The organism is Streptomyces endophytica, from assembly GCF_026153355.1.
GTDB classification, from domain to species: Bacteria; Actinomycetota; Actinomycetes; order Streptomycetales; family Streptomycetaceae; genus Streptomyces; species Streptomyces endophytica.
In genome coordinates this window covers 3,070,540-3,092,603 of record NZ_CP110636.1, presented here as the reverse complement: position 1 = coordinate 3,092,603, position 22,064 = coordinate 3,070,540, and the positions used below count along the sequence as shown (strand labels likewise).

The following is a 22,064-nucleotide window of genomic DNA, read 5'->3' as shown; positions in this document are numbered from 1 at the left end:
CCAACAGACAACGCACGCCCCCAACCAGCTCTTACCTCCCACTCACGGGAGGGGCTGGACCGGAGGACGAAGTCTGGAGGGCCGGCACCGCACCCGAAAACACCACGCCCGCCGCCAGGCGCAACGGCGAGACGACCCGCGGCGAGAGAGACGGGTACGTACGGGGCGCCGCAAAGCGCGCAACGGCGAACAAGCCCCGCGGCGGGACGGCCAAGTACGTGGGAAGTCACCCAAGCGCATGCGACACCGTATAGATCGCCAGCCCCGCCAGCGCTCCCACCACCGTGCCGTTGATGCGGATGAATTGGAGGTCGCGGCCGATGTGGGCCTCGATCTTGCGGGATGTGTGGGTGGCGTCCCAGCCGGCCACCGTGTCGGTGATCAGGGACGTGATCTCGTGCTGGTACGTCGTCACGACGTAGACCGCCGCGCCCTCCAGCCAGCCGTCCACCTTGGCCTGCAGCCGCTCCTCGTCGGACAGTCGGCGGCCCAGGGAGAGCAGTGCGGCCCGTACCCGGAGCCGGAGTTCGCTGTGTTCGTCCTCCGCGGCGGCGACGATCATCGCGCGGACCGCGGCCCAGGCGGAGGCGATCAGGTCCTGGACCTCGCCGCGGCCGAGGACCTCGGACTTCAGGTGCTCGACCCGGGTCCTGGTGTCCGGGTCGGTCTGCAGGTCGTCCGCGAAGTCCCGCAGGAAGCGGTCGATGGCGGCGCGGGCGGGGTGCTCGGCATGTCCCGCATCTCGGTGACGAAGCGCAGCAGTTCCTTGTAGACCCGGTCGCCCACCTTGCGGTCGACGAACCGGGGCGTCCATCCGGGGCGCCGCCGGAGACCGCCGCCATGACGGAGTCGCCGTGTTCGACGAGCCAGTCGTGGGCGCGGGCGACGACCAGGTCCACCACCCGCCGGTGGCCGCCCTCGGCGACGACCTTCTCCAGCATGGTGCCGAGACCGGGCGCGATCTCCTGGGCGTCCGCGCGGCGGGTGATCGCCTCGCCGACCACCGCCTGGACGTCGGAGTCGCGCAGTACAGTCAGCGCGCCGCGCAGCGCGGTGGAGAGTTCGGCGGTGACCCGGTCCGCGTTCCGCGGCTCGGCGAGCCAGCCGCCGAGGCGGCGGCCGATGCCCACGGACCGCAGCCGGCGGCGGACGACCTCGGCGGAGAGAAAGTTCTCACCGACGAAGTCCCCCAGACTCTGTCCGAGTTGGTCCTTTTTCGTGGGGATGATGGCGGTGTGCGGGATCGGTAGTCCCATGGGCCGTTTGAACAGTGCGGTGACCGCGAACCAGTCGGCCAGCGCACCGACCATGCCGGCCTCCGCGGCCGCCGCGACGAACCCGGTCCAGCCGCCCGCACCCGTGCGGCCGGCCCACGTCGCCAGCGCGTAGACCACCGCGACGGCCAGCAGCAGACCGGTGGCCAGCGCCTTCATCCGGCGTACGGCGTGCCGCCGCTCCTCGTCGGCGGCACCGTAGACGAAGCCGCCGGCCGGCGCCACCGGGCCGCGCGGCGCCACGTCCCCCGCCGACGCCCTGTCCGTTCTCGTGCGTTCCATCCGCTTCACCGCTCCCGCCGTGCCCCCCACCACTCCCACGGCCTATGCTGCGCCGCGGGTCCGGCCACCGGTCCGGCCGTATGTCCCACTGTGACCTACTCCTGGAGCCAACCACGAGTTCCCGGCACCCGCCGGGACCGGCACCGAGCGGGGCGCCGGGCGGCTCCCAGGAGGTCCGTGGGATCATGGGGGACCGACCGGACGCCAACGGTGCCGCTGCCCACCCGCTGCCCTTGCCCGCCCGGAGCCTGGAGCTCCGCTTTCCCCAGGAGACCCCTCCCGCATGAAGAAAAGTGTGGGTTACGCCCTGCTCGCCGGCCTGGCGGCAGTGGTGGCGCTGATCTCGGCCGCGATATTCGCCGGCTTCGGCGGTACGGACGGCGGACCGGACAGCTCCCCGCACAAACCGCGCGATCCCGCCGCACCGGCGGTTTCCGGGCAGTGGGTCGGCACCTGGTCGGCGGCCGCGGCGGCGGCCGAGCCCGGCACGCTGGACGGCTACGCGGGGATGTCGATACGCAACGTCGTGCACACCAGCGTCGGCGGCTCCGGCGTCCGCATCCAGCTCTCCAACCTCTACGGCACCCGGCCGCTGGTGGTCAGCCACGCCTCGGTGGCCCTGGCCGCGGCCCCCAGCGACCCCACCGCCGCGGACGGCACGATGCGCCGGCTGTCCTTCGGCGGCAAACCCGCGGTGACCATCCCCGCGGGCGGCGCGGTCACCAGCGACCCGACCCGGCTGAAGGTCCCCGGCGACGCGGACCTCCTGGTCACCACGTACTCCCCCTCCCCGTCCGGCCCGGCCACCTACCACCCGTACGCCCGCCAGACCTCCTACCTGGCGCGCGGCGACCGCGCCGAGGACGGCACCGGCGCCGCCTACACCGAGCAGAGCCCCTACTGGCGCTATCTGACCGGGGTCGACGTGTGGAGCACCGAGGCGCAGGGCTCGGTGGTCGCCATCGGCGACTCGATCACCGACGGCATCACGTCCACGGCCGGCGCCAACCACCGCTGGACGGACTTCCTGGCCGCCCGGCTGCGCAACGAGCCCGGCGCACCCCGCTACGGCGTCCTCAACCAGGGCATCAGCGGCAACCGCCTGCTGGTCAACGGCAGCCGCTTCTCGCCGAACAACGGCCCCAGCGTGCTGTCCCGCCTCGACCGCGACGCGCTCTCCCGCACCGGCGTGAAGGCGGTGATCGTCGAGATCGGCCTGAACGACCTGTTCAAGTCCCCACGCCAGCTCGACCCGCAGAAGATCGTCGCCGGCATGCGGCAGATCGTCCGGGACGCGCACTCCCGCGGCCTGCGGGTCACCGGCTCCACCCTTACGCCGTTCGGCGGGCACCGCGGTTACTCCGCCCAGCTGAACTCGGTCCGCGAACGGGTCAACCACATCATCCGCTCCGGCACCGTCTACGACGAGGTCGTCGACTTCGACAAGGCCCTCCGCGACCCCGCCGCCCCGGTCCGCCTCCGCCCCGTCTACGACTCCGGCGACCACCTCCACCCGAGCGACGAGGGCTACCGCGCCATGGCCCGCACGGTCGACCTCGACCTCCTCAGGCAGTCCGCCCCGGCGTCGCTGTAACACCTGTTCCGGCACGATGCGCCGTCCGGGTGGTCACCTCTCCGCCGGGCGGGCCCTGAAGGGCGGCCGGCTCAGCCGAGTTCCTTGCGGTGGGCGCGGTCCTCGGACTTCAGGCGGCGGCGTTCCTCCTTCAGGCGGCGCTTTTCGGAGGCGGGCAGTTTGCGTTCGACGCCGACGCCGCCCATCAGCGCCAGGCCCCGGACGATCACCCGCGGGCGCCGGGGTCGCCGGGGACACCGTCCTCGTGGGAGTCGAAGCCGCCCATGATGCCCAGCCCCCGCACGTCGACCTCGACGCCCGGCGGCACGACGACGTTCACGCCGCCCATGAACGCCCAGCAGTCGATCACGATCTCCGACGCGGCGAAGTCGGCCTCGCGCAGGTCGATCTCCCCGCCGCCCATGCAGCAGACCGCGGTGAAGCGGCGGCCGATCGTCCAGCGGCCCTTGCGCTGGAAGCCGCCCAGGACCGCCAGGCCCTTCGTCGAGCCGCGGGCGTCGCCGACGATCCGGCCGGCCCAGGAGCCCACCGCGGCGGTGTCCTTGTGCAGCGACACGGGGGCCGGATGTGCGGGGGCGGATGCCGTCGCGGCCGGCAGGTCGGCGGTGAGCGGCGCCAACTCCCCGTACGTACGGGCCAGATAGGCGGCTTCCAGCCGTTCGTCGAACTCCGCCATCTCCAGCCGCCCCTCCGCGAGGGCGTCCCGCAGGATCTCGGCGACCCGGTCACGGTCGGCGTCGGAGGCACGCAACTCGGCGGCGGAGGCCCGCGGCACCGGGAGGTCGTCAGTCATACGGACAGGGTAAGTGGCGGTGGCGGGCGGCGGGCCGGTACGTATCCCTCCCGTCCCGCCTCGCCTCCTCACGCCGGGGCGCCCTGGCCGTCCGGCGTGCGGCGGCCGGGCTCGGCGCCGGTCGCGCCGCGGGCGTACAGCTCGGCGATCAGCGACTCGACGTCCGGTTCGCGCAAGGACAGGTCCACCAGCGGATAGCGCTCGGCGACCGCGGTGACCAGCGGCGCGGCGCTCTGCGCCGCCGGGAACACCAGCCACTGCCGGGGCCCCTCCACCCGGACCGTTCGGGCGCCGGGAACGCCCTCGATGGGCGGCAGTTCGCGTTCCAGGTCGACCACGAGGGTGCGCTCGCCGTCGGCCGCCGCGCGCAGCCCGTCCAGCGCGCCGTCGTAGACCAGCCGGCCGTGGTCGATGACCATCACCCGGCGGCACAGCTGCTCGATGTCGGTCAGGTCGTGGGTGGTGAGCAGGACCGTGGTGCCCCGCTCGGCGTTCACCTCGCGGACGAACTCCCGCACCTTCGCCTTGCTGACGACGTCGAGCCCGATGGTCGGCTCGTCGAGGTAGAGCACCTCCGGGTCGTGCAGCAGGGCCGCCGCGATGTCGCCGCGCATCCGCTGCCCGAGGGAGAGCTGCCGCACGGGTACGGCCAGCAGCGGGGCCAGGTCGAGCAGTTCGACGCAGCGCGCCAGGTTGGCGCGGTAGACGGCGTCGGGGATGCGGTACATCCGCCGCACCAGCTCGTAGGAGTCCGCGAGCGGCAGGTCCCACCACAGGGTGGTGCGCTGGCCGAAGACCACCCCGATCCGGCGGGCGAGCCGGGTCCGTTCACGGGCGGGGTCGAGCCCGGCGATCCGCAGCCGGCCGCCGCTGGGCACCAGGATGCCGGTCAGCATCTTGATGGTGGTGGACTTGCCGGCGCCGTTCGGGCCGATGTAGCCGACCATCTCGCCGCGCGGCACCTGGAAGGTGATGCCGTCGACGGCCCGCACCTCCTCGCGCACCCGGCGCAGCCGGCCCGCCTTGCGCCGTACCGTGAAGACCTTTTCGATGCCGCGGACGTCGATCAGCGGCTCCGGGCCGGTGCCGGCGGGATCCGTCATCCTGGGCTTCCTTTCGGGGAGTTGGGTCGTACGGGGAACGTGGCCGACGTGCCGTCAGCTGCCGGTGCTGCGGTAGCCGCGCAGGCCGTAGCGCCAGGCCAGCGCCGCGCCCGCGCACATCAGGACGGCCACGGCGGGGCCGAGGAAGTCCACCCAGCCGGGCAGGCCGAGCGGGTCGGGGCGGCCCAGCAGGCGCAGGGCGGGCAGCCAGTTGACGAAGGCCAGCGGGACGACGAAGGTGACGCCGCGCACCAGGTCCTTGGCGAACACCGTCGGCGGGTACTGCAGCAGCGCGTTGCCGCCGTAGGTGAAGGAGTTCTGCACCTCGGCCGCGTCCTGCGCCCAAAACTGGAAGGCGGCGCCGGTGGTGAAGACCGCCCCGAAGATCGCCGTACCGCAGACCGCCATCAGCACCACCAGCAGCACCCGCCCCACCGTCCAGTCCACCTCCAGCCGGGTCACCGACCAGCCGAGCACCAGCAGCGCCTGGGAGATCCGGCCCAGCCGGCGCAGCGCGAACCGGTCGGCGGCGACCTGCGCGAACACCGGGGCGGGGCGCAGCAGCAGGACGTCGAGGGTGCCGTCGCGCACCCGCCGGCCCAGCCGGTCCATGCTGCCCAGCAGCAGGTCGGCGAGGCCCAGCGAGAGCCCGGACGTGCCGTACAGGAAGGCCACTTCGGGCAGCGAGAAGCCGCCCAGCGCGTCGATCCGCGAGAACATCAGCAGGATCGCGACGAAGTCCAGTGCGCAGGCGGCGAAGTTGCCGACCGCCATCATCACGAACGAGGCCCGGTAGGCGAGCGTCGAGCGCACCCACATCCGCACGATCAGCCCGTACGCGTACAGCCCTGGGCCGCGGCCGCCCGCCACCCGTCCCGGGCCGGGATCCGCCCGCCGTCGTCAGCCACCGTGCACCACCACCCGGCGGGTCGCCGCGGACTGCACCAGCCGCCCCAGCGCCAGCAGCCGCCCCCCCACGCCGCCTGGAACACCAGCCCGCGCAGCAGCGCGCCGCCGCTGCGCGCGCCGATCAGCACATCGGCCGGCACCTGGAGGATCGCCGCCCACGGCAGCAGCTGGACCACCTCCCCGAATCCGCCGGGGAAGACCCGCAGCGGCAGCAGCATCCCGGAGAAGAACATGCAGGCCAGCCCGCTGATCAGGGACAGCCCCGAGCCGTCCAGCAGCCAGAACGACGCCAGCGCCACCAGATAGCGCAGCCCGAAGCTGACCACGATCCCCAGCAGCACCGACAGCAGGAACCAGCCCCAGGTCAGCGCGTCCCCGGGCAGCGCCAGCGGGAAGACCAGCGCGCCCACCGCCATCGGCACCACCCCGCGGCCGATCAGCTGCATCCCGGCCCGGCCCAGGTCCGCGGCCAGCCACCACAGCTGCAGGTCCGCCGGCCGGTACAGGTCCACCGCGACGTCACCGGTGCGGATCCGCTCCTGCAGCTCCTCCAGGCCACCGCCGCCCATCAGCGCGGCCGCCGCCAGCAGCGCCTGCGCGACCCAGACGAAGGTCAGCGCCTGCGCCTGGCCGTAGCCGCCCAGATGCGGCCGCTCGGCCCACAGCGCGACGAAGGTGTACGCCACGATGAAGCCGAAGACGGTGTTGGTGAACACCCCGGCCGCCGTCGCGACCCGATAGGTGGCGTACCGCCGGAAGCTGCCGGCCGCCACCGCCATGCACCACACGCATCCTCACCCGGCCCGTTCTCGTTCCCGTTCGGACGGCAAAGCACCGGAGCCTAGGTCGTGGGCGCGGCGGGCACCATCGAATTACCACCCGTCCGGGTGAGCCATGGGCGCCATTCGGCCGGTCCGGTGGCGGGAACAGGTGCGCGCCAACCCCGCTGAACGGGACACATGATGCGAAAGTTTCCCCACGGGCAACAGGTGCTTTTCCGGCGTACGGTGCACATCCCCCGACACGAGACCGTTCCGCCGCGGTACAACCCTCGGCGGTGGCCGAGGAGTCCATACCGACATGAGCGGACATCGCACAGTCTGGCGGCGGGCGCTGCCCAGCTGGCGCACGGTACTCGGCACCGTGCTGGGCTTCCTGCTGCTCGTCATCGGCGCACTGATCGCCGGCTACCTGCTCGTCGACATCCCGCCCGCCAACAGCGCCGCCAAGGCCCAGAGCAACGTCTACCTCTACTCCGACGGCTCCGAACTGGCCCGTGACGGTGACGTCAACCGGCAGAACGTGACGCTCGGCCAGGTGCCCAGGTCCGTCCAGCAGGCCGTGCTGGCCGCCGAGGACCGCGACTTCTACTCCGAGTCCGCCGTCGACCCGGCCGCCATGCTGCGGGCCGCCTGGAACACCCTCACCGGCAAGGGCAAGCAGTCCGGCTCCACCATCACCCAGCAGTACGTCAAGAACTACTACCTCGCCCAGGAGCAGACCCTCACCCGCAAGGCCAAGGAGTTCTTCATCGCCGTCAAACTGGACCGGCGGGTCAGCAAGGACAACATCCTCGAGGGCTACCTCAACTCCAGCTACTACGGCCGCAACGCCTACGGCATCCAGGCCGCCGCCCAGGCCTACTACGGCGTCGACTCGGCCAAGCTCACCACCGCCCAGGGCGCCTACCTCGCCGCGCTCCTCAACGCCCCCAGCGTCTACGACGTCACCGCCCACCCCGCCAACACCCCACGCGCGCTGGCCCGCTGGAACTACGTCCTGGACGGCATGGTCAAGCAGAAGTGGCTCGCCCCCGGCGAACGCGCCACGATGCGCTTCCCGGTGCCCCGGCCCGCCCGCACCTCGCCCGGACTGACCGGCCAGCGCGGCTACCTCGTCGAAGCGGTCAAGGACTACCTCACCGACCACCACATCCTCGACGAGGACACCCTGCGCGCCGGCGGCTACCGCATCACCACCACCCTCAACAGACGGCGCCAGAACGCCTTCGTGCGCGCGGTCGACACCCGCCTGATGGACCGGCTCGACGACTCCCGCCCCACCGACGGCTACGTCCGCGCCGGCGGCGCCTCCATCGACGTCCGCACCGGCCGGGTCGTCGCCCTCTACGGCGGCATCGACTACGCCAAGCAGTACGTCAACAGCGCCACCCGCCGCGACTACCAGGTCGGCTCCACCTTCAAGCCGCTCGTCTTCGCCTCCGCCGTGCAGCACCACGCCACCACCCAGGACGGCGACCCGATCACCCCGAACACCGTCTACGACGGCGACAACAAGCGGATGACCGTCAGCCACGGCCACGCCACCGGATTCGCGCCCGCCAACGAGGACGACCGCTCCTACGGGCCGATCACCGTCACCGAGGCCACCGACAAGTCCGTCAACGCCGTCTACGCCCAGATGGGCGTCGACGTCGGCCCGGACAAGGTCAAGGACACCGCCGTCGACCTGGGCATCCCCGCCGACGCCCCCGGCCTCGCCGCCTCCCGCGGCGCGATCGCCCTGGGCACCGCCACCCCCAGCGTCCTGGACATGACCCAGGCGTACACCACCCTCGCCCGGCACGGCGAACGCCGCCCGTACACCCTCATCGGCAAGATCACCAAGGGCGAGGAGGAGATCGAGCTGCCCGACCGCGAGACGACCACGGCGATCCCGCGCGAGGCCGCCGACACCACCACCTCCATCCTGCGCAGCGTCGTCGACGGCGGCACCGGCACCGCCGCCCAGGCCGCCGGACGCCCCGCGGCCGGCAAGACCGGCACCGCCGAGCAGGACAAGGCGGCCTGGTTCGCCGGCTACACCCCCGACCTGGCCACCGTCGTCGCCGTCCTCGGCCAGCACCCGGAGACCGCCGCACAGGAGCCGCTGTACGGCGCCGCCGGCCTGGACCGGGTCAACGGCGGCGACTTCCCCGCCCAGATCTGGGCCGACTACACCGCGGCCGCCCTGCGCGGCCGCCCGGTCCACGACTTCGACCTCCAGCTCGCGGACGGCGCCGAGCCCGCACCGTCGACGGAGCCCTCCGACAGCGAGTCGCCGTCCCCCAGCGACTCCGCCCCGCCCTCCCCCGGGCCGTCCGACTCCCCGACCCGGCCCGCCCCGACCACCGGCCCGCCGACCCCGCCGACCACCCGGCCGCCCTCCCCCACCTTCCCGACCCCGACACCGCCGACCACCGAGCCCACGGCGGAGTTCCCCACCGCGGGCCCGGACGGCGACGCACTGAGCCGGCGGCTGCGCGCCCGATGGGGCATGTGACGCAGGCCGGGAGCCGAGGAAGGGGGCAGGTCAGGTCAGTGGCCGGACGTCGCCTTCAGACCGACCACGGCCACCAGCAGCAGACAGATGAAGAAGATCCGGGCCGCCGTGGCGGGCTCACCGAGCACCACCATCCCGACCACCGCGGCACCGGCCGCCCCGATGCCGACCCACACCCCGTAGGCCGTACCGATCGGCAGGCTCCGGGCCGCGTACGACAGCAGCAGCATGCTGACGACGATGCCCGCACCGGTGAACAGGCTCGGCCACAGCCGGGTGAACCCCTCGGTGAACTTCATCCCGATCGACCAGCCGACCTCCAGCAGACCGGCGACCACGAGCAGGACCCACGCCATGACGGCACCTCCGTGAACCTCAGCTTCAACAGGGGTGCGTCGTCTTGTCCTGACCCGGTACGGCGCGTCTCGTCGGGTCCTTCGAGGCTAGCAAAACGGGCAGACCCGGGCAGCGGAACGGGCGGTGACCCCGGTCACCGCCCGCACTCGTCCTGCGTACCCGCCGCCACCGGCTACAGATACAGCCCCGTCGCGTCGTCCGCGCCCTCCAGCCGCTCCGCGGCCACCGCGTGCAGATCCCGCTCGCGCATCAGCACGTACGCCACACCGCGCACCTCGACCTCGGCCCGGTCCTCCGGGTCGTACAGCACCCGGTCGCCCACCTCGACGGTCCGCACGTTCTGCCCCACGGCGACGACCTCGGCCCAGGCCAGGCGCCGGCCGACCGCCGCGGTCGCGGGAATGACGATGCCCCCCGACGAGCGGCGCTCGCCCTCGGGGATGTCCGTCCGGACCAGCACACGGTCGTGCAGCATCCGGATCGGCAGCTTGTCGTGGGTGTCCTTGGTGTTATTCGGGCTCACGCCATGACCGTACCTGGCCCGGCGCCCCGATCACGCACCGCAGCCCGCATCGGCCCGGCCACCGACCCCCCGCGCCGCGGCTCGACCGCGCCGCTCAGCCGCGCCGACCGGCCCGCCGCTCAGCCGCGCCGCCTGGCCCGCAGCGTCAGCAGCCCCACCACGGCCACCCCGACCAACGCCACCGGAACGATCCGCTCCAGCCGCGGCGCCCCGTCCTCCGACACCAACTGCCCCCGCACGTCCGCGAGCGCACGGTGGGTGACCACATACGCCCGGCCCGCCGTACGGTCCACCGCCGACATCGCCTTCGCCTTCGCCTCACCCATGATCGTCTTCGGGTGCAGCCGCACACCGATCTCGTCGAGCGTGACGGCGAGCTCCTGCCGCCTGCGGACGATGTCCGCCTCGATCTGCGCCGGGGTCCTGGCCTCCGCCACCGCGCTGCCTCCGTCGTCTCGCGCCATTCGATGATGGACAGTCTGTCAGCTCACACCCGCGCGCGCCCCACAGCACCCCCGTTTCGCGCGCCCTGCAGGCCCCACACGCCCCGGCTGTCGGTCCCGGTGGCTAATGTCGAAGGCGTACCGATCCCGCTGACACCGCCGTACGAGGAGAGCCATGAGCGAGCGACTGCAGCCCGGCGACACCGCCCCCGCCTTCACCCTGCCCGACGCGGACGGCAAGCAGGTCTCGCTCGCCGACCACAAGGGCCGCAAGGTCATCGTCTACTTCTACCCCGCCGCCCTCACCCCCGGCTGCACCAAGCAGGCCTGCGACTTCACCGACAACCTCGACTTCCTCACCGGCCACAGCTACGACGTCATCGGCATCTCCCCCGACAAGCCGGAGAAGCTCGCCAAGTTCCGCGAGAAGGAAGACCTCAAGGTCACCCTCCTCGGCGACCCCGACAAGACCGTCCTGGAGAGCTACGGCGCCTTCGGCGAGAAGAAGCTCTACGGCAAGACCGTCACCGGCGTCATCCGCTCCACCGTCATCCTCGACGAGGACGGCAAGGTCGAACGCGCCCTCTACAACGTCAAGGCCACCGGCCACGTCGCCAAGATCATCAAGGACCTCGGGCTGTAACCCCTCACGGGCCAGGGGCAGGCACCGCCAGCCCCACCGCCGCCCGGTCCGGCAGCTCCAGCACGGCCTCGGCGCCGCCCTCCGCGGCGGCGCCGAAGTCCAGCCGCGCCCCCAGCACCTCCGCCTGACCCGCCGCGATCGTCAGCCCCAGACCGTGCCCGGTCCCCCGCTCCGGCGCCGCCGTACGGAACCGCCGCGGCCCCTCCGCACACAACTCCGCCGGATAACCCGGCCCGTGATCCCGCACCACGATCCGCGACCCGGCCACCACCACCTCGATCGGCGGCTTCCCGTGCTTGGCCGCGTTCGCCAGCAGATTCACCAGCACCCGCTCCACCCGCCGCCGATCCGTCTCCACGATCCGCGGCTCCCCCTCCACGGACACCGACACCTCGTCCACCCCACGCTGCCGCGCCGCCCGCTTCACGATCCCCCGCACCAACGACGGCAGCTCACACGCGTCGAGATCCGCCCGCTCCACCCCCGCGTCCAGCCGCGACACCTCCAGCAGATCCTCCACCAGCCGCCGCATCGCCTGCGCCCGGTCCCGGACCATCTCCACCGCCCGCGGCTGCGGCAACAACTCCGCCGCCGCCACCAGACCCGCCACCGGCGTCCGCAACTCATGCGCCACATCCGCCGTGAACTCCCGCTCGGCCTCCACCCGCGCCGCCAACGACGTCGCCATGTGATGCACGCTCCGGCCCAGCTCCGCCACCTCGTCCCGGCCGTTGCTCGCCAGCGCATCCGCATCCGGCGGCTCCCCCGCCGCGATCCGCCGCGCCGCCGCCGCACTGAGCCGCAACCGCCGCGACAACCGCTGCGCCACGAACCACGACACCACCGCCATCAACGCGACCGTGCCACACCCCGCGATCAACAACGCCCGGTCCAACGCCACCTGCGCCGGATCGTCATCCGGATACGCCGCCGACACCGACAACGACCGCGCCGGCCGGCCCCCCGCACCGTCACCGACCCCCGTCGCCGCCCACACCCGCGGATCCTCACCACCACTGACGTACGTCCCCGAACGGTTCTTGAACACCGCCTCCCGCAACGGCCCCGGCAACGTCGCGTCATCCAGCTGCGCACCCAGCGCCAGCGTCCCGTCCCGCTCATAGATCTGCAGCGCCGAACTCAGCCGGTCGTCCTGATACGACCGCGCCGAACGCTCCCGCTCCGCATCCGCTATGTGGTGCACGGCAAACCCGAGCACCACCACAGCCAGCGCCGTCATGCACGAAATGGCCAGAGCGATCCGGCCTCGAATCCCCATCACGCGAGGTTGTACATCTCCGTCGTGTCCCCGAGCGGCGTCGACCCCTCGTACGTCACCTCAAGCCCCGTGAACGCCAACCCGCCGTCCACCGGCTTCGGGTTGTACAGCCGGAACGTCGCCGGAAAACCCGAATCCGTCCCCACACCGGCGGCGGTCTTCTCCACCTGCACCACACCCACCCCCAGCGCATCCCGCGCCCCGTACTTCTTCCACGTGATCGCGGTCGCCACCATCCCCGCGTCCGCACACGTCAACGTGATCACCTGCGGCTTCACCTCGGGCTCCCCGATACCGCAGTCCCGCACCCCCGGCAGACCCCCCGACTGCTTGGCGTCCTCCTTGACGTCCTGCACCGCCGCCGTCTTCGGCGCCGCGTCCACCGCCGACGCCCGGTCCGACACCTGGCCGAACCACACCCCACCCGCCGCCAGCACCGTCACCACGACAAAGGCCACCAGCGCGGTACGCCCCGCACCCAGCGGGACCCTTCGCGGTCCGTCATCACGATCTCCTCCCGGGGACCACACCCCGAACCCCACCAGCAAACACGACTGCCACGCCCGACGCCGCCACTCTCCCGCCCCCGCCACACAGGCTGATTGCCCGAATACTGCGGTCACCGCGCGGCTGTGTACCAGTCCTGTAACAAGCACCGCCGCACCCCTGGCGCACCCCCGATGATCCGCCCCATCCACCCCGGACGGCCCACCCACACGTGACGTACGTCGCTTCATCCCACCAGAGTGGTTTGATCCGCGCTCCACTGCGCAGGCGCACCTGTCGTATCCGTCGCACCCCGCCGCGCCCCCGCGCGCCGACCGACCGAGAGGACCGCCTCGTGCCGACCGGTAGCACAGAAGCCGAACGCGCTCCCGACCAGGACCGGGAAGCGCTCAAGCGCCACCGGTGGCTCTTCCGTGCCGTCGCGCGGCGAAGAAATCCCCGGCTCCGGCGCACCGACATCACCGTCACCGACGAGCGCGTCGTCAAGCGCGCGGTGAAGGCCGCCGCCCTCGGCAACGCCATGGAGTGGTTCGACTTCGGGATCTACAGCTACCTCGCGGTCACCATCGGCAAGGTCTTCTTCCCCGGCGGCAGCGACACCACCAGCCTGCTGTCGTCCTTCGCCACCTTCGCCGTCGCCTTCCTCGTACGGCCCCTCGGCGGCGCCTACTTCGGCCCGCTCGGCGACCGCATCGGCCGCAAGAAGGTCCTCGCCCTCACCATGATCATGATGGCCCTGGGCACCTTCTGCATCGGCCTGATCCCCTCCTACGACACCATCGGCTTCTGGTCCCCGGCCCTGCTCATCCTCTTCCGCCTCATCCAGGGCTTCTCCACCGGCGGCGAATACGGCGGCGCCTCGACCTTCATCGCCGAATACGCCCCCGACAAGAAGCGCGGCTTCTTCGGCAGCTTCCTCGAACTCGGCACCCTCATCGGCTACACCGGCGCCGCCGGCATCGTCCTGCTCCTCACCACCCTGCTCGGCGACGACGCGATGAACTCCTGGGCCTGGCGCCTGCCCTTCCTCATCGCCGGCCCGCTCGGCCTGGTCGGCCTCTACCTGCGGGTCAAGCTCGACGAAACCCCCGCCTTCCAGAAATTCGAGGCGTCCCTCACCCACAGCGCCACCGGCTCCGTCGTCGAGGCCGAAGCGGAGTTCTCCCACCTCTCCGAGAACGCCCCGAAGAAGAAGCTGGGCGAGATCTTCGCCCAGCAGTGGCCCACCCTCATCCTCTGCATCGCACTGGTCGGCGCGTACAACATCACCGACTACATGCTGCTCTCCTACATGCCGACCTACCTGACGGACACCCTCCACTACGAGGAGTCCCACGGCCTGCTCATCCTGCTCGGCACGATGATCGCCCTGATGTGCGTCATCTCCTCGGTCGGCAAACTCAACGACCGCTACGGCCGCAAGCCCCTCCTGATGGCCGGCATGCTCGGCTTCTTCCTCCTGGCCATCCCGGCCTTCCTGCTGGTCAAACAGGGCACGATCCTCACGGTCTGCCTCGGCATGGCCCTCCTCGGCCTCTCCCTGGTCTGCCTCCTGGGCACCATGTCCGCGGCCCTCCCCGCCCTGTTCCCCACCAACGTCCGCTACGGCTCCCTCTCCATCGGCTACAACCTCGCGGTCTCCCTCTTCGGCGGCACCACCCCGCTCGTCATCACCGCCCTGATGGACGCCTTCGGCAACAACGTGATGGTCCCCGCCTACTACACGATGGGCGCCGCCCTCGTCGGCGTCATCGCCGTCGCCTGCATGAAGGAAACCGCCCAGCAGCCCCTCGACGGCTCCCCACCCTCGGTAGCCACCAAGGAAGAGGCCGTCGAACTCATCACCGCCCAAACCCAGGAACCCCGCTTCTGACCCCTGCTGACCGCTGCGCATTCCCCTCCTGACCCTGCGTAACCGCCTCGGCGTTCGATCGTTGTTCTGTTCGAGCGAGCACCGGGGCGGTTCCGGTGCGGGAGGGGATGGCGTCATGCCGGTAAGTCCGTACACCAGGGAGCGACTGGAGGCCGCGGCATCGTCGTCGCGGACGCTGTCGGAGGCGTTGGGGAAGTTGGGGGTGGAGGCGAAGGGGGCGAAGCGGAACTACCTCCGGGAGCGGATGAAGAAGCTGGGGGTCGACACGTCGCACTTCGAGCGGGAGGGGGTCAAGTGGACGAAGGAAGTCCTGCACGAAGCGGTCGCCGCCTCCTCGAACATGTGCGAAGTCCTGCGCCGTCTCGGACTTGAGGTCGTCGGCGGTCACCACACGCACATCAGCCGCCGGATCAAGGCGTACGGGATCGACACCTCGCACTTCCAATTCCCCACCCAGCGCGGCAAGCAACGGCGCCGCCGGACGCCTGAGACCCTGCTCGTCGAGCAGCCGGCCGCACAGGCTCGGCGCATTCCGAGTGACCGTCTCAAGTGGGCGATGAAGGCCCTGGGCGTCCCTGAGCGATGTGCGGGCTGCGGTAGGGAAGCAGTCTGGCGAGGACGCCCGCTGCCTCTTGAGGTCGACCACATCGACGGCAATTGGCGGGACAACCGGATCGGGAACCTGCGGTTCCTCTGCCCCAACTGCCATTCCACAACGGACAATTACCGAGGACGTGGAAAGGGTCGCACCGGAGGTGCTGCCGCATGAGCAGCCATGTGGAGTACACCCGCGAACGGCTGGCGGAGGCGGCCGCTCACTGTTCCGACATCGACGAGGTCATCACCTTCTTAGGTACCCGGCCTTACGGGTCCCTCCGTCGCTACCTGCTGAGGCGATTCGCTCATTTCGACATCGACATCGCCCACTTCCGCCCCTATGGGCGGTCCGCCCGACCCACACCTGAGGAGTTGCGCGTTGCGGTCGCCGAGTCGGTGTCCATCGCCGCGGTGCTACGCCGCCTGGGGCGGCCGGACACCGGTGCACAACGAGCTCACTTGCGCAGATGGGTCGCCGACGACCAACTGACGACTGAGCACTTCCTGGGGCAAGGGCATCAGCGCGGAAAACCGGGCGCGACTCCCCTCAAAGGTCCCGAAGAGATCTTGGTTGCGCACGACCGGAGGCACCGAACGCGAACCCGTCTGCTACGTCGTGCGCTCCGCGAGGTCGGCGTACCCGAGAAGTGCGCCGACTGCGGTGTCGCTCCTGAGTGGCTCGGAAAGCCGATGACGCTGGAAGTCGATCACATCAACGGGGACTGGCACGACGACCGTCGCGAGAACCTGCGATTGCTGTGCCCGAACTGCCACGCCGTCACTACCACCTGGTGCCGAGGCGGTCCACGACGGACCTAATGATGGAGGTCTCCCTACGGACATGCGGCTCCGCCCAGTAAAGTAGCCCGCAGCACATGCGCCCGTACGCCAACGGCTGAGCGGCGATCTTTAGGTGGTCGTGTCTGTCGGTTCGAATCCGACCGGGCGCACAGGTTGGACAGGCCCCGCACCTTCGATTCATAGGTGCGGGGCCTGCTCCGTTAAGTCAGCCCAACAACTCCCGCACCACCGGAACCAGCGCCCGGAACGCCTTCCCCCGGTGGCTGATGGCGTTCTTCTCGTCGGGGGTGAGTTCGGCGCAGGTCCGGTCCTCGCCGAGGGGCTGGAGGATGGGGTCGTAGCCGAAGCCGCCGGTGCCGGTGGGGGTGTGGCGGAGGGTGCCTTCGAGCGTGCCCTCGACGACGCGTTCGGTGCCGTCCGGGAGGGCGAGGGCCGCGGCGCAGGCGAAGTGGGCGGCGCGGTGTTCGTCGGCGATGTCGGCGAGTTGGGCGAGCAGGAGGTCGAGGTTGGCCTGATCGTCGCCGTGCTTGCCGGACCAGCGGGCGGAGAGGATGCCCGGGGCGCCGCCGAGGACGTCGACGCAGAGGCCGGAGTCGTCGGCGACGGCCGGGTGGCCGGTGGCCTGGGCCAGGGCGTGCGCCTTGAGGAGGGCGTTCTCGGCGAACGTGACGCCGGTTTCCTTGACGTCCGGGATCTCGGGATAGGCGTCGGCGCCGACGAGTTCGACGTCGAGGCCGGCCGCGTCCAGGATGGCGTGCAGTTCGCGGATCTTGCCGTCGTTGCGGGTGGCGAGGATCAGGCGTCGGGAGGTCGCGGGGCGTCCGCCGGTTTCTGGCTGCATGGGCCGATTATCCCGGGCGCGGTACCGGGAGGTGCCCCGGGCCTGGTACTGGTACCGGGAGGTGCCCCGGGCGGGGCACCACCGCCGTACGCCGGTCGACCCGCCGGTCAGCCCGGGGTGCAGATCTTGGTCATCTGGCTCGTGCCGTCGACGATCGGCTGGATGTCGGGGGCCTTGTTGTTCTCGATGTCCTTGCGGGCGTTCTTGATGCCGGTGTTGGTCTTGTCGATGGCCTTGGACAGTTCGGGGTCGTTGGCCTCGCTGCTGAGCTTGCGCAGGTTGCTGTCGATGTTGTCGAGGGCCTGCTGGGTCTTCTTCGGGTCGACGAGGGCGTTGTCCGCGGCCTGCTGGAGTTTGTCGACGGCGTTGACGACGGAGGTGGCGGTCTTGGCGCAGTCCACGGCCTTCTGGACGGCTCCGCAGGAGGAGAGGAGCGGGACGGTGAGGGTGGCGGCGGCTAACGCGGCGAGGGCGACGGGGGCGGGGCGGCGGAGGGTGCGGGGGGCCATGGGGTGCGTTTCCTTCCTCGGCGGGGCATGGGCCGGGGCGGGCGCCCCGGGTCATGTACAGGCAAAGGAGGAAACGCGGGGTGGGGGCTTTTTGGTTGCCCGGTGGCCTGGTGGCGGCGTGATCCGGCCGGCGGACGGCGGGGCGGGGGCGCGATCCGGCCACGGGTCGCGCCCCCGCCCCCGCGGGGCCCCGGCAGGAACCCCGCTCACCACACCTCTCGCGTCAGAGCGTCCGCGTCAGAGCGTCCGCGTCAGAGCCCCCCACGTCAGAGCCCCCGCGTCAGAGCGTCCGCTCCAGCGCCGTCCGCTGGATGGTGTCGAGTTCGGTGCAGCCGCTGACCGCGAGGTCGAGGAGGGCGTTGAGTTCGTCGCGGGCGAAGGGGGTGGCCTCGGCGGTGCCCTGGACCTCGACGAAGCGGCCGTCGCCGGTGCAGACGACGTTCATGTCGGTCTCGGCGCGGACGTCTTCCTCGTAGCAGAGGTCGAGGAGCGGGGTGCCGTCGACGATGCCGACGCTGACCGCGGAGACGGTGCCGGTGAGCGGCTTGCGGCCGTGCTTGACGAGCTTCTTGTGCTGGGCCCAGGTGATGGCGTCGGCCAGCGCGACGTAGGCGCCGGTGATCGCCGCGGTGCGGGTGCCGCCGTCGGCCTGGAGGACGTCGCAGTCGAGGACGATGGTGTTCTCGCCGAGGGCCTTGTAGTCGATGACGGCGCGCAGGGAGCGGCCGATGAGGCGGCTGATCTCGTGGGTGCGGCCGCCGATCTTGCCGCGGACGGATTCCCGGTCGCCGCGGGTGTTGGTGGAGCGGGGCAGCATCGAGTACTCGGCGGTGACCCAGCCCTCGCCGGTGCCCTTGCGCCAGCGGGGTACGCCTTCGGTGACGGAGGCGGTGCAGAAGACTTTGGTGTCGCCGAAGGCGATGAGGACGGAGCCTTCGGCGTGCTTGCTCCAGCCGCGTTCGATGGTGACGGGGCGGAGCTGTTCGGGGGTGCGGCCGTCGATGCGAGACATGGCGTAGACCCTATCGGGGAATGGCGAAGGCCCCGTTCCGGGCGGTGGGACGTCCGGGTGCGGGGCCTTGGGAGGGTGAGCGGGGCGCGGTCGGGGCCGGCCCGGCGGGCTCAGGTCCTCACATCATGTCTTCGATTTCGGCGGCGATGGGGTCGGCGTCGGTGCCGATGACGACCTGGATCGCGGTGCCCATCTTGACGACGCCGTGGGCGCCGGCGGCCTTGAGGGCGGCCTCGTCGACGAGGGAGGCGTCGGAGACCTCGGTGCGGAGGCGGGTGATGCAGCCTTCGACCTCTTCGATGTTGTCGAGTCCGCCGAGGCCGGCGACGATCTTCTCAGCCTTGCTGGCCATGTCCACTCCTGCTTGTCTCGGCCGCCGGCGATTCCGCCGTGCGGTTTTCACACCGTAACGCACGTTCAGCCCAACTATGTGGGCGTTTGACCGCTGTCTGACGAAGGATGGCGATCACCGGGTGGGCGATCACCGGGACAGAGATCACGCGACGGCGGGCGCGCGTTCGGCGCTCACCGTCAAGTGGTCTACACCACCAGTATGCGGTACGCAGCGGGCCGGCCGTCGACGGGGCGGCTGCCGGGAGGACGGCGCGGATGAGTGCGGACGCAGCGACGGCGGAGCCGAGGAGGAACCGGGCGTCGGACCTCTTCCAGGGGCTGCAGAAGATGGGGCGGAGTCTGCAGCTGCCGATCGCGGTCCTGCCCGCGGCGGGGATCCTCAACCGCCTCGGGCAGCCGGACGTGTTCGGCGCGAAGGGACTGGGCTGGGACGCGGTCTCCAAGGTCATGATGGGCGCGGGCAGCGCCCTCCTCGACGGCGCCCTCGGGCTCCCCCTTCTCTTCTGTGTGGGCGTGGCCATCGGCATGGCCAAGAAGTCCGACGGCTCCACCGCTCTTGCCGCCCTCGCCGGCTTCCTCGTCTACTACGGCGTCCTGCGGCAGTTCCCCAAGGTCTGCGCCGGCGGCGCGAAGTCCGTGCCCGGGGTCGGCTGTGTGGCCCCGGACGCGACGGCCACGGCGTTCACGTACCAGAATCCCGGCGTGTTCGGCGGCATCGTCATCGGGCTGCTCGCCGCCTTCTTCTGGGCCCGCTACCACCGCACCAGGCTCGTCGACTGGCTCGGCTTCTTCAACGGCCGCCGACTGGTCCCGATCATCATGGCCTTCGTGGCGATCGCCTTCGCCGCGCTGTGCCTGTGGGTCTGGCCGCCGATCGGAGACGCGCTGGAGAGCTTCAGCCGATGGCTCAGCGACCTCGGCTCCTGGGGCGCGGGCGTCTTCGGCGTGGCGAACAGAGCGCTGCTGGTGATCGGGCTGCACCAGTTCCTCAACGTGCCCATCTGGTTCCAGTTCGGCAGCTACACCAAGCCGGACGGCACGGTGGTGCACGGCGACATCAATATGTTCCTGGCGGGCGACCCGAACGCCGGCCAGTTCACCTCGGGCTTCTTCCCGATCATGATGTTCGCGCTCCCGGCGGCCGCCCTGGCGATCACGCACTGCGCCAAGCCGCACCGCCGCAAGGAGGTCGGCGGACTGATGCTCTCCGTGGCACTGACCTCGTTCGTCACCGGCATCACCGAGCCGATCGAGTACTCGTTCCTTTTCATCGCACCGCTTCTGTACGCGGCCCATGCGCTGCTCACCGGTGCCTCCATGGCGGTGACCTGGGCGCTGGGGGTGCACGACGGCTTCAGTTTCTCGGCCGGTCTGATCGATTACGTCATCAACTGGGGGCTGGCGACGAAACCCTGGTTGATCATTCCGATCGGCCTGTGCTTCGCCGCCGTCTACTACCTCATCTTCCGTTTCGTGATCACGAAGTTCGACCTCCGGACACCGGGGCGCGAGCCGGACGAGGTGGGGGACGCGATGGAGCGGGAGAACGTGAAGTAGCGGCGGGCGCGTTCGGCGCGCGGGGCCTCGGAAAGGGCCCGTGGGGCCGTGAGCAGGGCGTTTCGGGGGCCGGTCGCCCTGTGGTCCACACCACTTGGAAGAATGGATTCCTTTATCCCCTGGCTACATGCTAAGAATGGTCTAAACCACCGGTGGTGTAGACCAAGGTGTAGACCAACCAGCGGGCCTCCCCCCTTCGTGTGCCCGCTTCACCAGGAGGAATCCGATGAGTTCGGCCACCGCCGCGAAGGCGGCCCCCGCGAAGAAGCGGGGCTCCGGCCTGTTCCAGGGCCTGCAGAAGATCGGCCGCAGCCTCCAGCTGCCGATCGCCGTACTGCCCGCCGCGGGCATCCTCAACCGCCTCGGCCAGCCGGACGTCTTCGGCGAGAAGGGCCTGGGCTGGATCGACGTCAGCAAGGTCTTCGCCGCGGCCGGTGGCGCGGTCTTCGACAACCTGCCGCTGCTGTTCTGCATAGGCGTGGCCATCGGCTTCGCGAAGAAGTCCGACGGCTCCACCGCGCTCGCCGCCCTGGTCGGCTTCCTGGTCTACAGCAACGTCCTCAAGGCGTTCCCGGTCACCGAGGGCCACATCGAGAAGGGCAAGTGGGTCGAGCCGGTCGTCAACAACCCCGGCGTCCTCGGCGGCATCGTCATGGGCCTGCTCGCCGCGGTCCTCTGGCAGCGCTACCACCGCAAGCAGCTGAAGGAATGGCTGGGCTTCTTCAACGGCCGCCGGCTCGTCCCGATCATCATGGCGTTCGTCGGCACCGCCGTCGGCGTGCTCTTCCTCCTCGTCTGGGAGCCGGTCGGCAGCGCCATCGCCGGCTTCGGCGAGTGGATGACCGGGCTCGGCGCGGCCGGTGCCGGCCTCTTCGGCCTGATCAACCGGGCGCTGCTGCCGATCGGCATGCACCAGTTCGTCAACACCGTCTCGTGGTTCCAGCTCGGTGACTTCACCGACGCCGCGGGCAAGGTCGCGCACGGCGACATCGGCCGCTTCTTCGCCGGCGACCCGTCCGCCGGCCAGTTCATGTCCGGCTTCTTCCCGATCATGATGTTCGGCCTGCCGGCCGCCGCCCTCGCCATCGCGCACGCCGCCCGCCCCGAGCGCCGCAAGGCCGTGCTGGGCATGATGATCTCGCTCGCGCTGACCTCGTTCGTCTGCGGCATCACCGAGCCGATCGAGTTCTCGTTCATGTTCATCGCCCCGGTGCTGTACGCCATCCACGCGGTGCTGACCGCCGTCTCGATGGCGCTGACCTGGGCCCTGGGCGTGCATGACGGCTTCACCTTCTCGGCCGGCTTCATCGACTACGCGATCAACTGGAACCTCGCCACCAAGCCCTGGATGATCATCCCGATCGGTCTGGCCTTCGCGGTGGTCTACTACGTGCTGTTCCGCTTCGCGATCACCAAGTTCAACCTGACCACCCCGGGCCGGGAGCCCGAGGAGGAGGTCGAGGACCTGACGAAGGCGTAGCCGCCGCGCCCACGGGCGTCCGGCCCCGCCACGCGAAGGCCCCGGAACCAG

19 protein-coding genes, 1 tRNA gene, 3 pseudogenes and 1 riboswitch are annotated in these 22,064 nt (G+C 70.9%); of the genes and pseudogenes, 9 read left to right on the top strand and 14 right to left on the bottom strand.

All coding sequences use genetic code 11. The annotated features are described in order from the left end of the window. Positions 1 to 226 precede the first annotated feature (226 nt). Positions 227 to 1,556: pseudogene (locus OJ254_RS13930) on the bottom strand (DUF445 domain-containing protein). A 283-nt stretch (positions 1,557 to 1,839) separates the two neighbouring features. Between OJ254_RS13930 and OJ254_RS13925 the strand changes: the two are divergent. Continuing rightward, a complete protein-coding gene (locus tag OJ254_RS13925; protein ID WP_265362578.1) occupies positions 1,840 to 3,150 on the top strand; it encodes an SGNH/GDSL hydrolase family protein in 1,311 nt (436 codons plus the stop codon). A 77-nt stretch (positions 3,151 to 3,227) separates the two neighbouring features. Here the strand turns inward: OJ254_RS13925 and OJ254_RS13920 are convergent. The 4 genes and pseudogenes from OJ254_RS13920 to OJ254_RS13905 all read right to left on the bottom strand — a co-directional run. Continuing rightward, a pseudogene (locus OJ254_RS13920) lies at positions 3,228 to 3,943 on the bottom strand (DUF1707 SHOCT-like domain-containing protein); the annotation flags it as partial. Positions 3,944 to 4,011: 68 nt separating this feature from the next. Next, positions 4,012 to 5,046, bottom strand: a complete 1,035-nt coding sequence (locus OJ254_RS13915; protein ID WP_265362577.1) for an ABC transporter ATP-binding protein — start codon at positions 5,044 to 5,046, stop codon at positions 4,012 to 4,014. A 54-nt stretch (positions 5,047 to 5,100) separates the two neighbouring features. Next, entirely contained in the window at positions 5,101 to 5,865 is a 765-nt protein-coding gene (locus tag OJ254_RS13910; protein WP_265365148.1) for an ABC transporter permease, read from the bottom strand. Positions 5,866 to 5,946: 81 nt separating this feature from the next. Then, positions 5,947 to 6,734 (bottom strand): annotated as a pseudogene (locus OJ254_RS13905) (ABC transporter permease). A gap of 301 nt (positions 6,735 to 7,035) precedes the next feature. Between OJ254_RS13905 and OJ254_RS13900 the strand changes: the two are divergent. Next, on the top strand, positions 7,036 to 9,237 hold the full coding sequence (locus OJ254_RS13900) for a transglycosylase domain-containing protein (RefSeq protein ID WP_265362576.1): 2,202 nt from the start codon (positions 7,036 to 7,038) through the stop codon (positions 9,235 to 9,237). Positions 9,238 to 9,272: 35 nt separating this feature from the next. Here OJ254_RS13900 and OJ254_RS13895 read toward each other — a convergent pair whose 3' ends face one another. The 3 genes from OJ254_RS13895 to OJ254_RS13885 form a co-directional block, all read right to left on the bottom strand. Further along, positions 9,273 to 9,593: a DMT family transporter gene (locus tag OJ254_RS13895; protein ID WP_265362575.1), complete on the bottom strand. Its 321-nt coding sequence runs from the start codon at positions 9,591 to 9,593 to the stop codon at positions 9,273 to 9,275. A gap of 33 nt (positions 9,594 to 9,626) precedes the next feature. Further along, positions 9,627 to 9,694, bottom strand: a riboswitch (guanidine-III (ykkC-III) riboswitch). 72 nt (positions 9,695 to 9,766) lie between these two features. Then, the gene (locus OJ254_RS13890) at positions 9,767 to 10,069 is read right to left on the bottom strand and encodes a GroES family chaperonin (RefSeq protein WP_051798423.1); all 303 of its coding nucleotides are present in this window, start codon (positions 10,067 to 10,069) and stop codon (positions 9,767 to 9,769) included. Between the two features lie 167 nt (positions 10,070 to 10,236). Further along, positions 10,237 to 10,554 (bottom strand): DUF3618 domain-containing protein, encoded by a 318-nt coding sequence (locus OJ254_RS13885; protein WP_265365147.1) that lies wholly within the window; start codon positions 10,552 to 10,554, stop codon positions 10,237 to 10,239. Positions 10,555 to 10,735: 181 nt separating this feature from the next. Here OJ254_RS13885 and bcp point away from each other — a divergent pair, with 181 nt between their 5' ends. Continuing rightward, positions 10,736 to 11,203 carry a thioredoxin-dependent thiol peroxidase gene (bcp, locus tag OJ254_RS13880; RefSeq protein ID WP_265362574.1) on the top strand — a complete coding sequence of 156 codons (468 nt, stop codon included), beginning with the start codon at positions 10,736 to 10,738 and terminating at the stop codon, positions 11,201 to 11,203. A 4-nt stretch (positions 11,204 to 11,207) separates the two neighbouring features. Here bcp and OJ254_RS13875 read toward each other — a convergent pair whose 3' ends face one another. Both OJ254_RS13875 and OJ254_RS13870 read right to left on the bottom strand, forming a co-directional pair. Continuing rightward, complete coding sequence (locus OJ254_RS13875) at positions 11,208 to 12,482, bottom strand: sensor histidine kinase (protein ID WP_481004776.1); 1,275 nt, start codon at positions 12,480 to 12,482, stop codon at positions 11,208 to 11,210. After that, positions 12,482 to 12,940 (bottom strand): hypothetical protein, encoded by a 459-nt coding sequence (locus OJ254_RS13870; RefSeq protein ID WP_265362572.1) that lies wholly within the window; start codon positions 12,938 to 12,940, stop codon positions 12,482 to 12,484. Before OJ254_RS13870 ends, OJ254_RS13875 begins: the two co-directional genes overlap by 1 nt. Positions 12,941 to 13,323: 383 nt before the next feature. Between OJ254_RS13870 and OJ254_RS13865 the strand changes: the two genes are divergently transcribed. From OJ254_RS13865 to OJ254_RS13850, 4 genes are all read left to right on the top strand, one after another. Continuing rightward, positions 13,324 to 14,862, top strand: a complete 1,539-nt coding sequence (locus OJ254_RS13865) for an MFS transporter (RefSeq protein ID WP_265362571.1) — start codon at positions 13,324 to 13,326, stop codon at positions 14,860 to 14,862. Between the two features lie 115 nt (positions 14,863 to 14,977). Next, positions 14,978 to 15,631, top strand: coding sequence for an HNH endonuclease signature motif containing protein (locus OJ254_RS13860; RefSeq protein WP_265362570.1), 654 nt, complete (start codon positions 14,978 to 14,980; stop codon positions 15,629 to 15,631). Then, positions 15,628 to 16,278, top strand: a complete 651-nt coding sequence (locus OJ254_RS13855) for an HNH endonuclease signature motif containing protein (RefSeq protein ID WP_265362569.1) — start codon at positions 15,628 to 15,630, stop codon at positions 16,276 to 16,278. Before OJ254_RS13860 ends, OJ254_RS13855 begins: the two co-directional genes overlap by 4 nt. Positions 16,279 to 16,336: 58 nt before the next feature. Next, positions 16,337 to 16,409 (top strand) — tRNA-Leu (locus tag OJ254_RS13850). Positions 16,410 to 16,465: 56 nt separating this feature from the next. On the opposite strand, the gene rdgB is transcribed toward OJ254_RS13850, so the two are convergent. The 4 genes from rdgB to OJ254_RS13830 all read right to left on the bottom strand — a co-directional run bounded on the left by rdgB (position 16,466) and on the right by OJ254_RS13830 (position 18,980). After that, on the bottom strand, positions 16,466 to 17,101 hold the full coding sequence (rdgB, locus tag OJ254_RS13845) for an RdgB/HAM1 family non-canonical purine NTP pyrophosphatase (protein ID WP_265362568.1): 636 nt from the start codon (positions 17,099 to 17,101) through the stop codon (positions 16,466 to 16,468). A 107-nt stretch (positions 17,102 to 17,208) separates the two neighbouring features. After that, a complete protein-coding gene (locus tag OJ254_RS13840) occupies positions 17,209 to 17,610 on the bottom strand; it encodes a hypothetical protein (protein ID WP_265362567.1) in 402 nt (133 codons plus the stop codon). Positions 17,611 to 17,890: 280 nt separating this feature from the next. After that, entirely contained in the window at positions 17,891 to 18,622 is a 732-nt protein-coding gene (gene rph / locus OJ254_RS13835; protein WP_265362566.1) for a ribonuclease PH, read from the bottom strand. A 118-nt stretch (positions 18,623 to 18,740) separates the two neighbouring features. Further along, the gene (locus OJ254_RS13830) at positions 18,741 to 18,980 is read right to left on the bottom strand and encodes a PTS sugar transporter subunit IIB (protein WP_261951214.1); all 240 of its coding nucleotides are present in this window, start codon (positions 18,978 to 18,980) and stop codon (positions 18,741 to 18,743) included. Between the two features lie 251 nt (positions 18,981 to 19,231). Here OJ254_RS13830 and OJ254_RS13825 point away from each other — a divergent pair, with 251 nt between their 5' ends. Together OJ254_RS13825 and OJ254_RS13820 are read left to right on the top strand one after the other, a co-directional pair. Then, complete coding sequence (locus OJ254_RS13825) at positions 19,232 to 20,533, top strand: PTS transporter subunit EIIC (protein WP_265362565.1); 1,302 nt, start codon at positions 19,232 to 19,234, stop codon at positions 20,531 to 20,533. A 226-nt stretch (positions 20,534 to 20,759) separates the two neighbouring features. Beyond that, positions 20,760 to 22,013, top strand: a complete 1,254-nt coding sequence (locus OJ254_RS13820; protein WP_265362564.1) for a PTS transporter subunit EIIC — start codon at positions 20,760 to 20,762, stop codon at positions 22,011 to 22,013. The last annotated feature ends 51 nt before the right edge of the window (positions 22,014 to 22,064 follow it).

Coding starts and splice junctions, on each gene's coding strand:
- OJ254_RS13895 (WP_265362575.1), bottom strand. CDS start 9,593: ATGGCGTGGGTCCTGCTCGTGGTCGCCGGTCTGCTGGAGGTCGGCTGG.
- bcp (WP_265362574.1), top strand. CDS start 10,736: ATGAGCGAGCGACTGCAGCCCGGCGACACCGCCCCCGCCTTCACCCTG.
- OJ254_RS13840 (WP_265362567.1), bottom strand. CDS start 17,610: ATGGCCCCCCGCACCCTCCGCCGCCCCGCCCCCGTCGCCCTCGCCGCG.
- OJ254_RS13860 (WP_265362570.1), top strand. CDS start 14,978: ATGCCGGTAAGTCCGTACACCAGGGAGCGACTGGAGGCCGCGGCATCG.
- OJ254_RS13855 (WP_265362569.1), top strand. CDS start 15,628: ATGAGCAGCCATGTGGAGTACACCCGCGAACGGCTGGCGGAGGCGGCC.
- OJ254_RS13890 (WP_051798423.1), bottom strand. CDS start 10,069: ATGCTGCACGACCGTGTGCTGGTCCGGACGGACATCCCCGAGGGCGAG.
- OJ254_RS13915 (WP_265362577.1), bottom strand. CDS start 5,046: ATGACGGATCCCGCCGGCACCGGCCCGGAGCCGCTGATCGACGTCCGC.
- rph (WP_265362566.1), bottom strand. CDS start 18,622: ATGTCTCGCATCGACGGCCGCACCCCCGAACAGCTCCGCCCCGTCACC.
- OJ254_RS13925 (WP_265362578.1), top strand. CDS start 1,840: ATGAAGAAAAGTGTGGGTTACGCCCTGCTCGCCGGCCTGGCGGCAGTG.
- OJ254_RS13825 (WP_265362565.1), top strand. CDS start 19,232: ATGAGTGCGGACGCAGCGACGGCGGAGCCGAGGAGGAACCGGGCGTCG.
- OJ254_RS13900 (WP_265362576.1), top strand. CDS start 7,036: ATGAGCGGACATCGCACAGTCTGGCGGCGGGCGCTGCCCAGCTGGCGC.
- rdgB (WP_265362568.1), bottom strand. CDS start 17,101: ATGCAGCCAGAAACCGGCGGACGCCCCGCGACCTCCCGACGCCTGATC.
- OJ254_RS13820 (WP_265362564.1), top strand. CDS start 20,760: ATGAGTTCGGCCACCGCCGCGAAGGCGGCCCCCGCGAAGAAGCGGGGC.
- OJ254_RS13910 (WP_265365148.1), bottom strand. CDS start 5,865: ATGTGGGTGCGCTCGACGCTCGCCTACCGGGCCTCGTTCGTGATGATG.
- OJ254_RS13875 (WP_481004776.1), bottom strand. CDS start 12,482: ATGGGGATTCGAGGCCGGATCGCTCTGGCCATTTCGTGCATGACGGCG.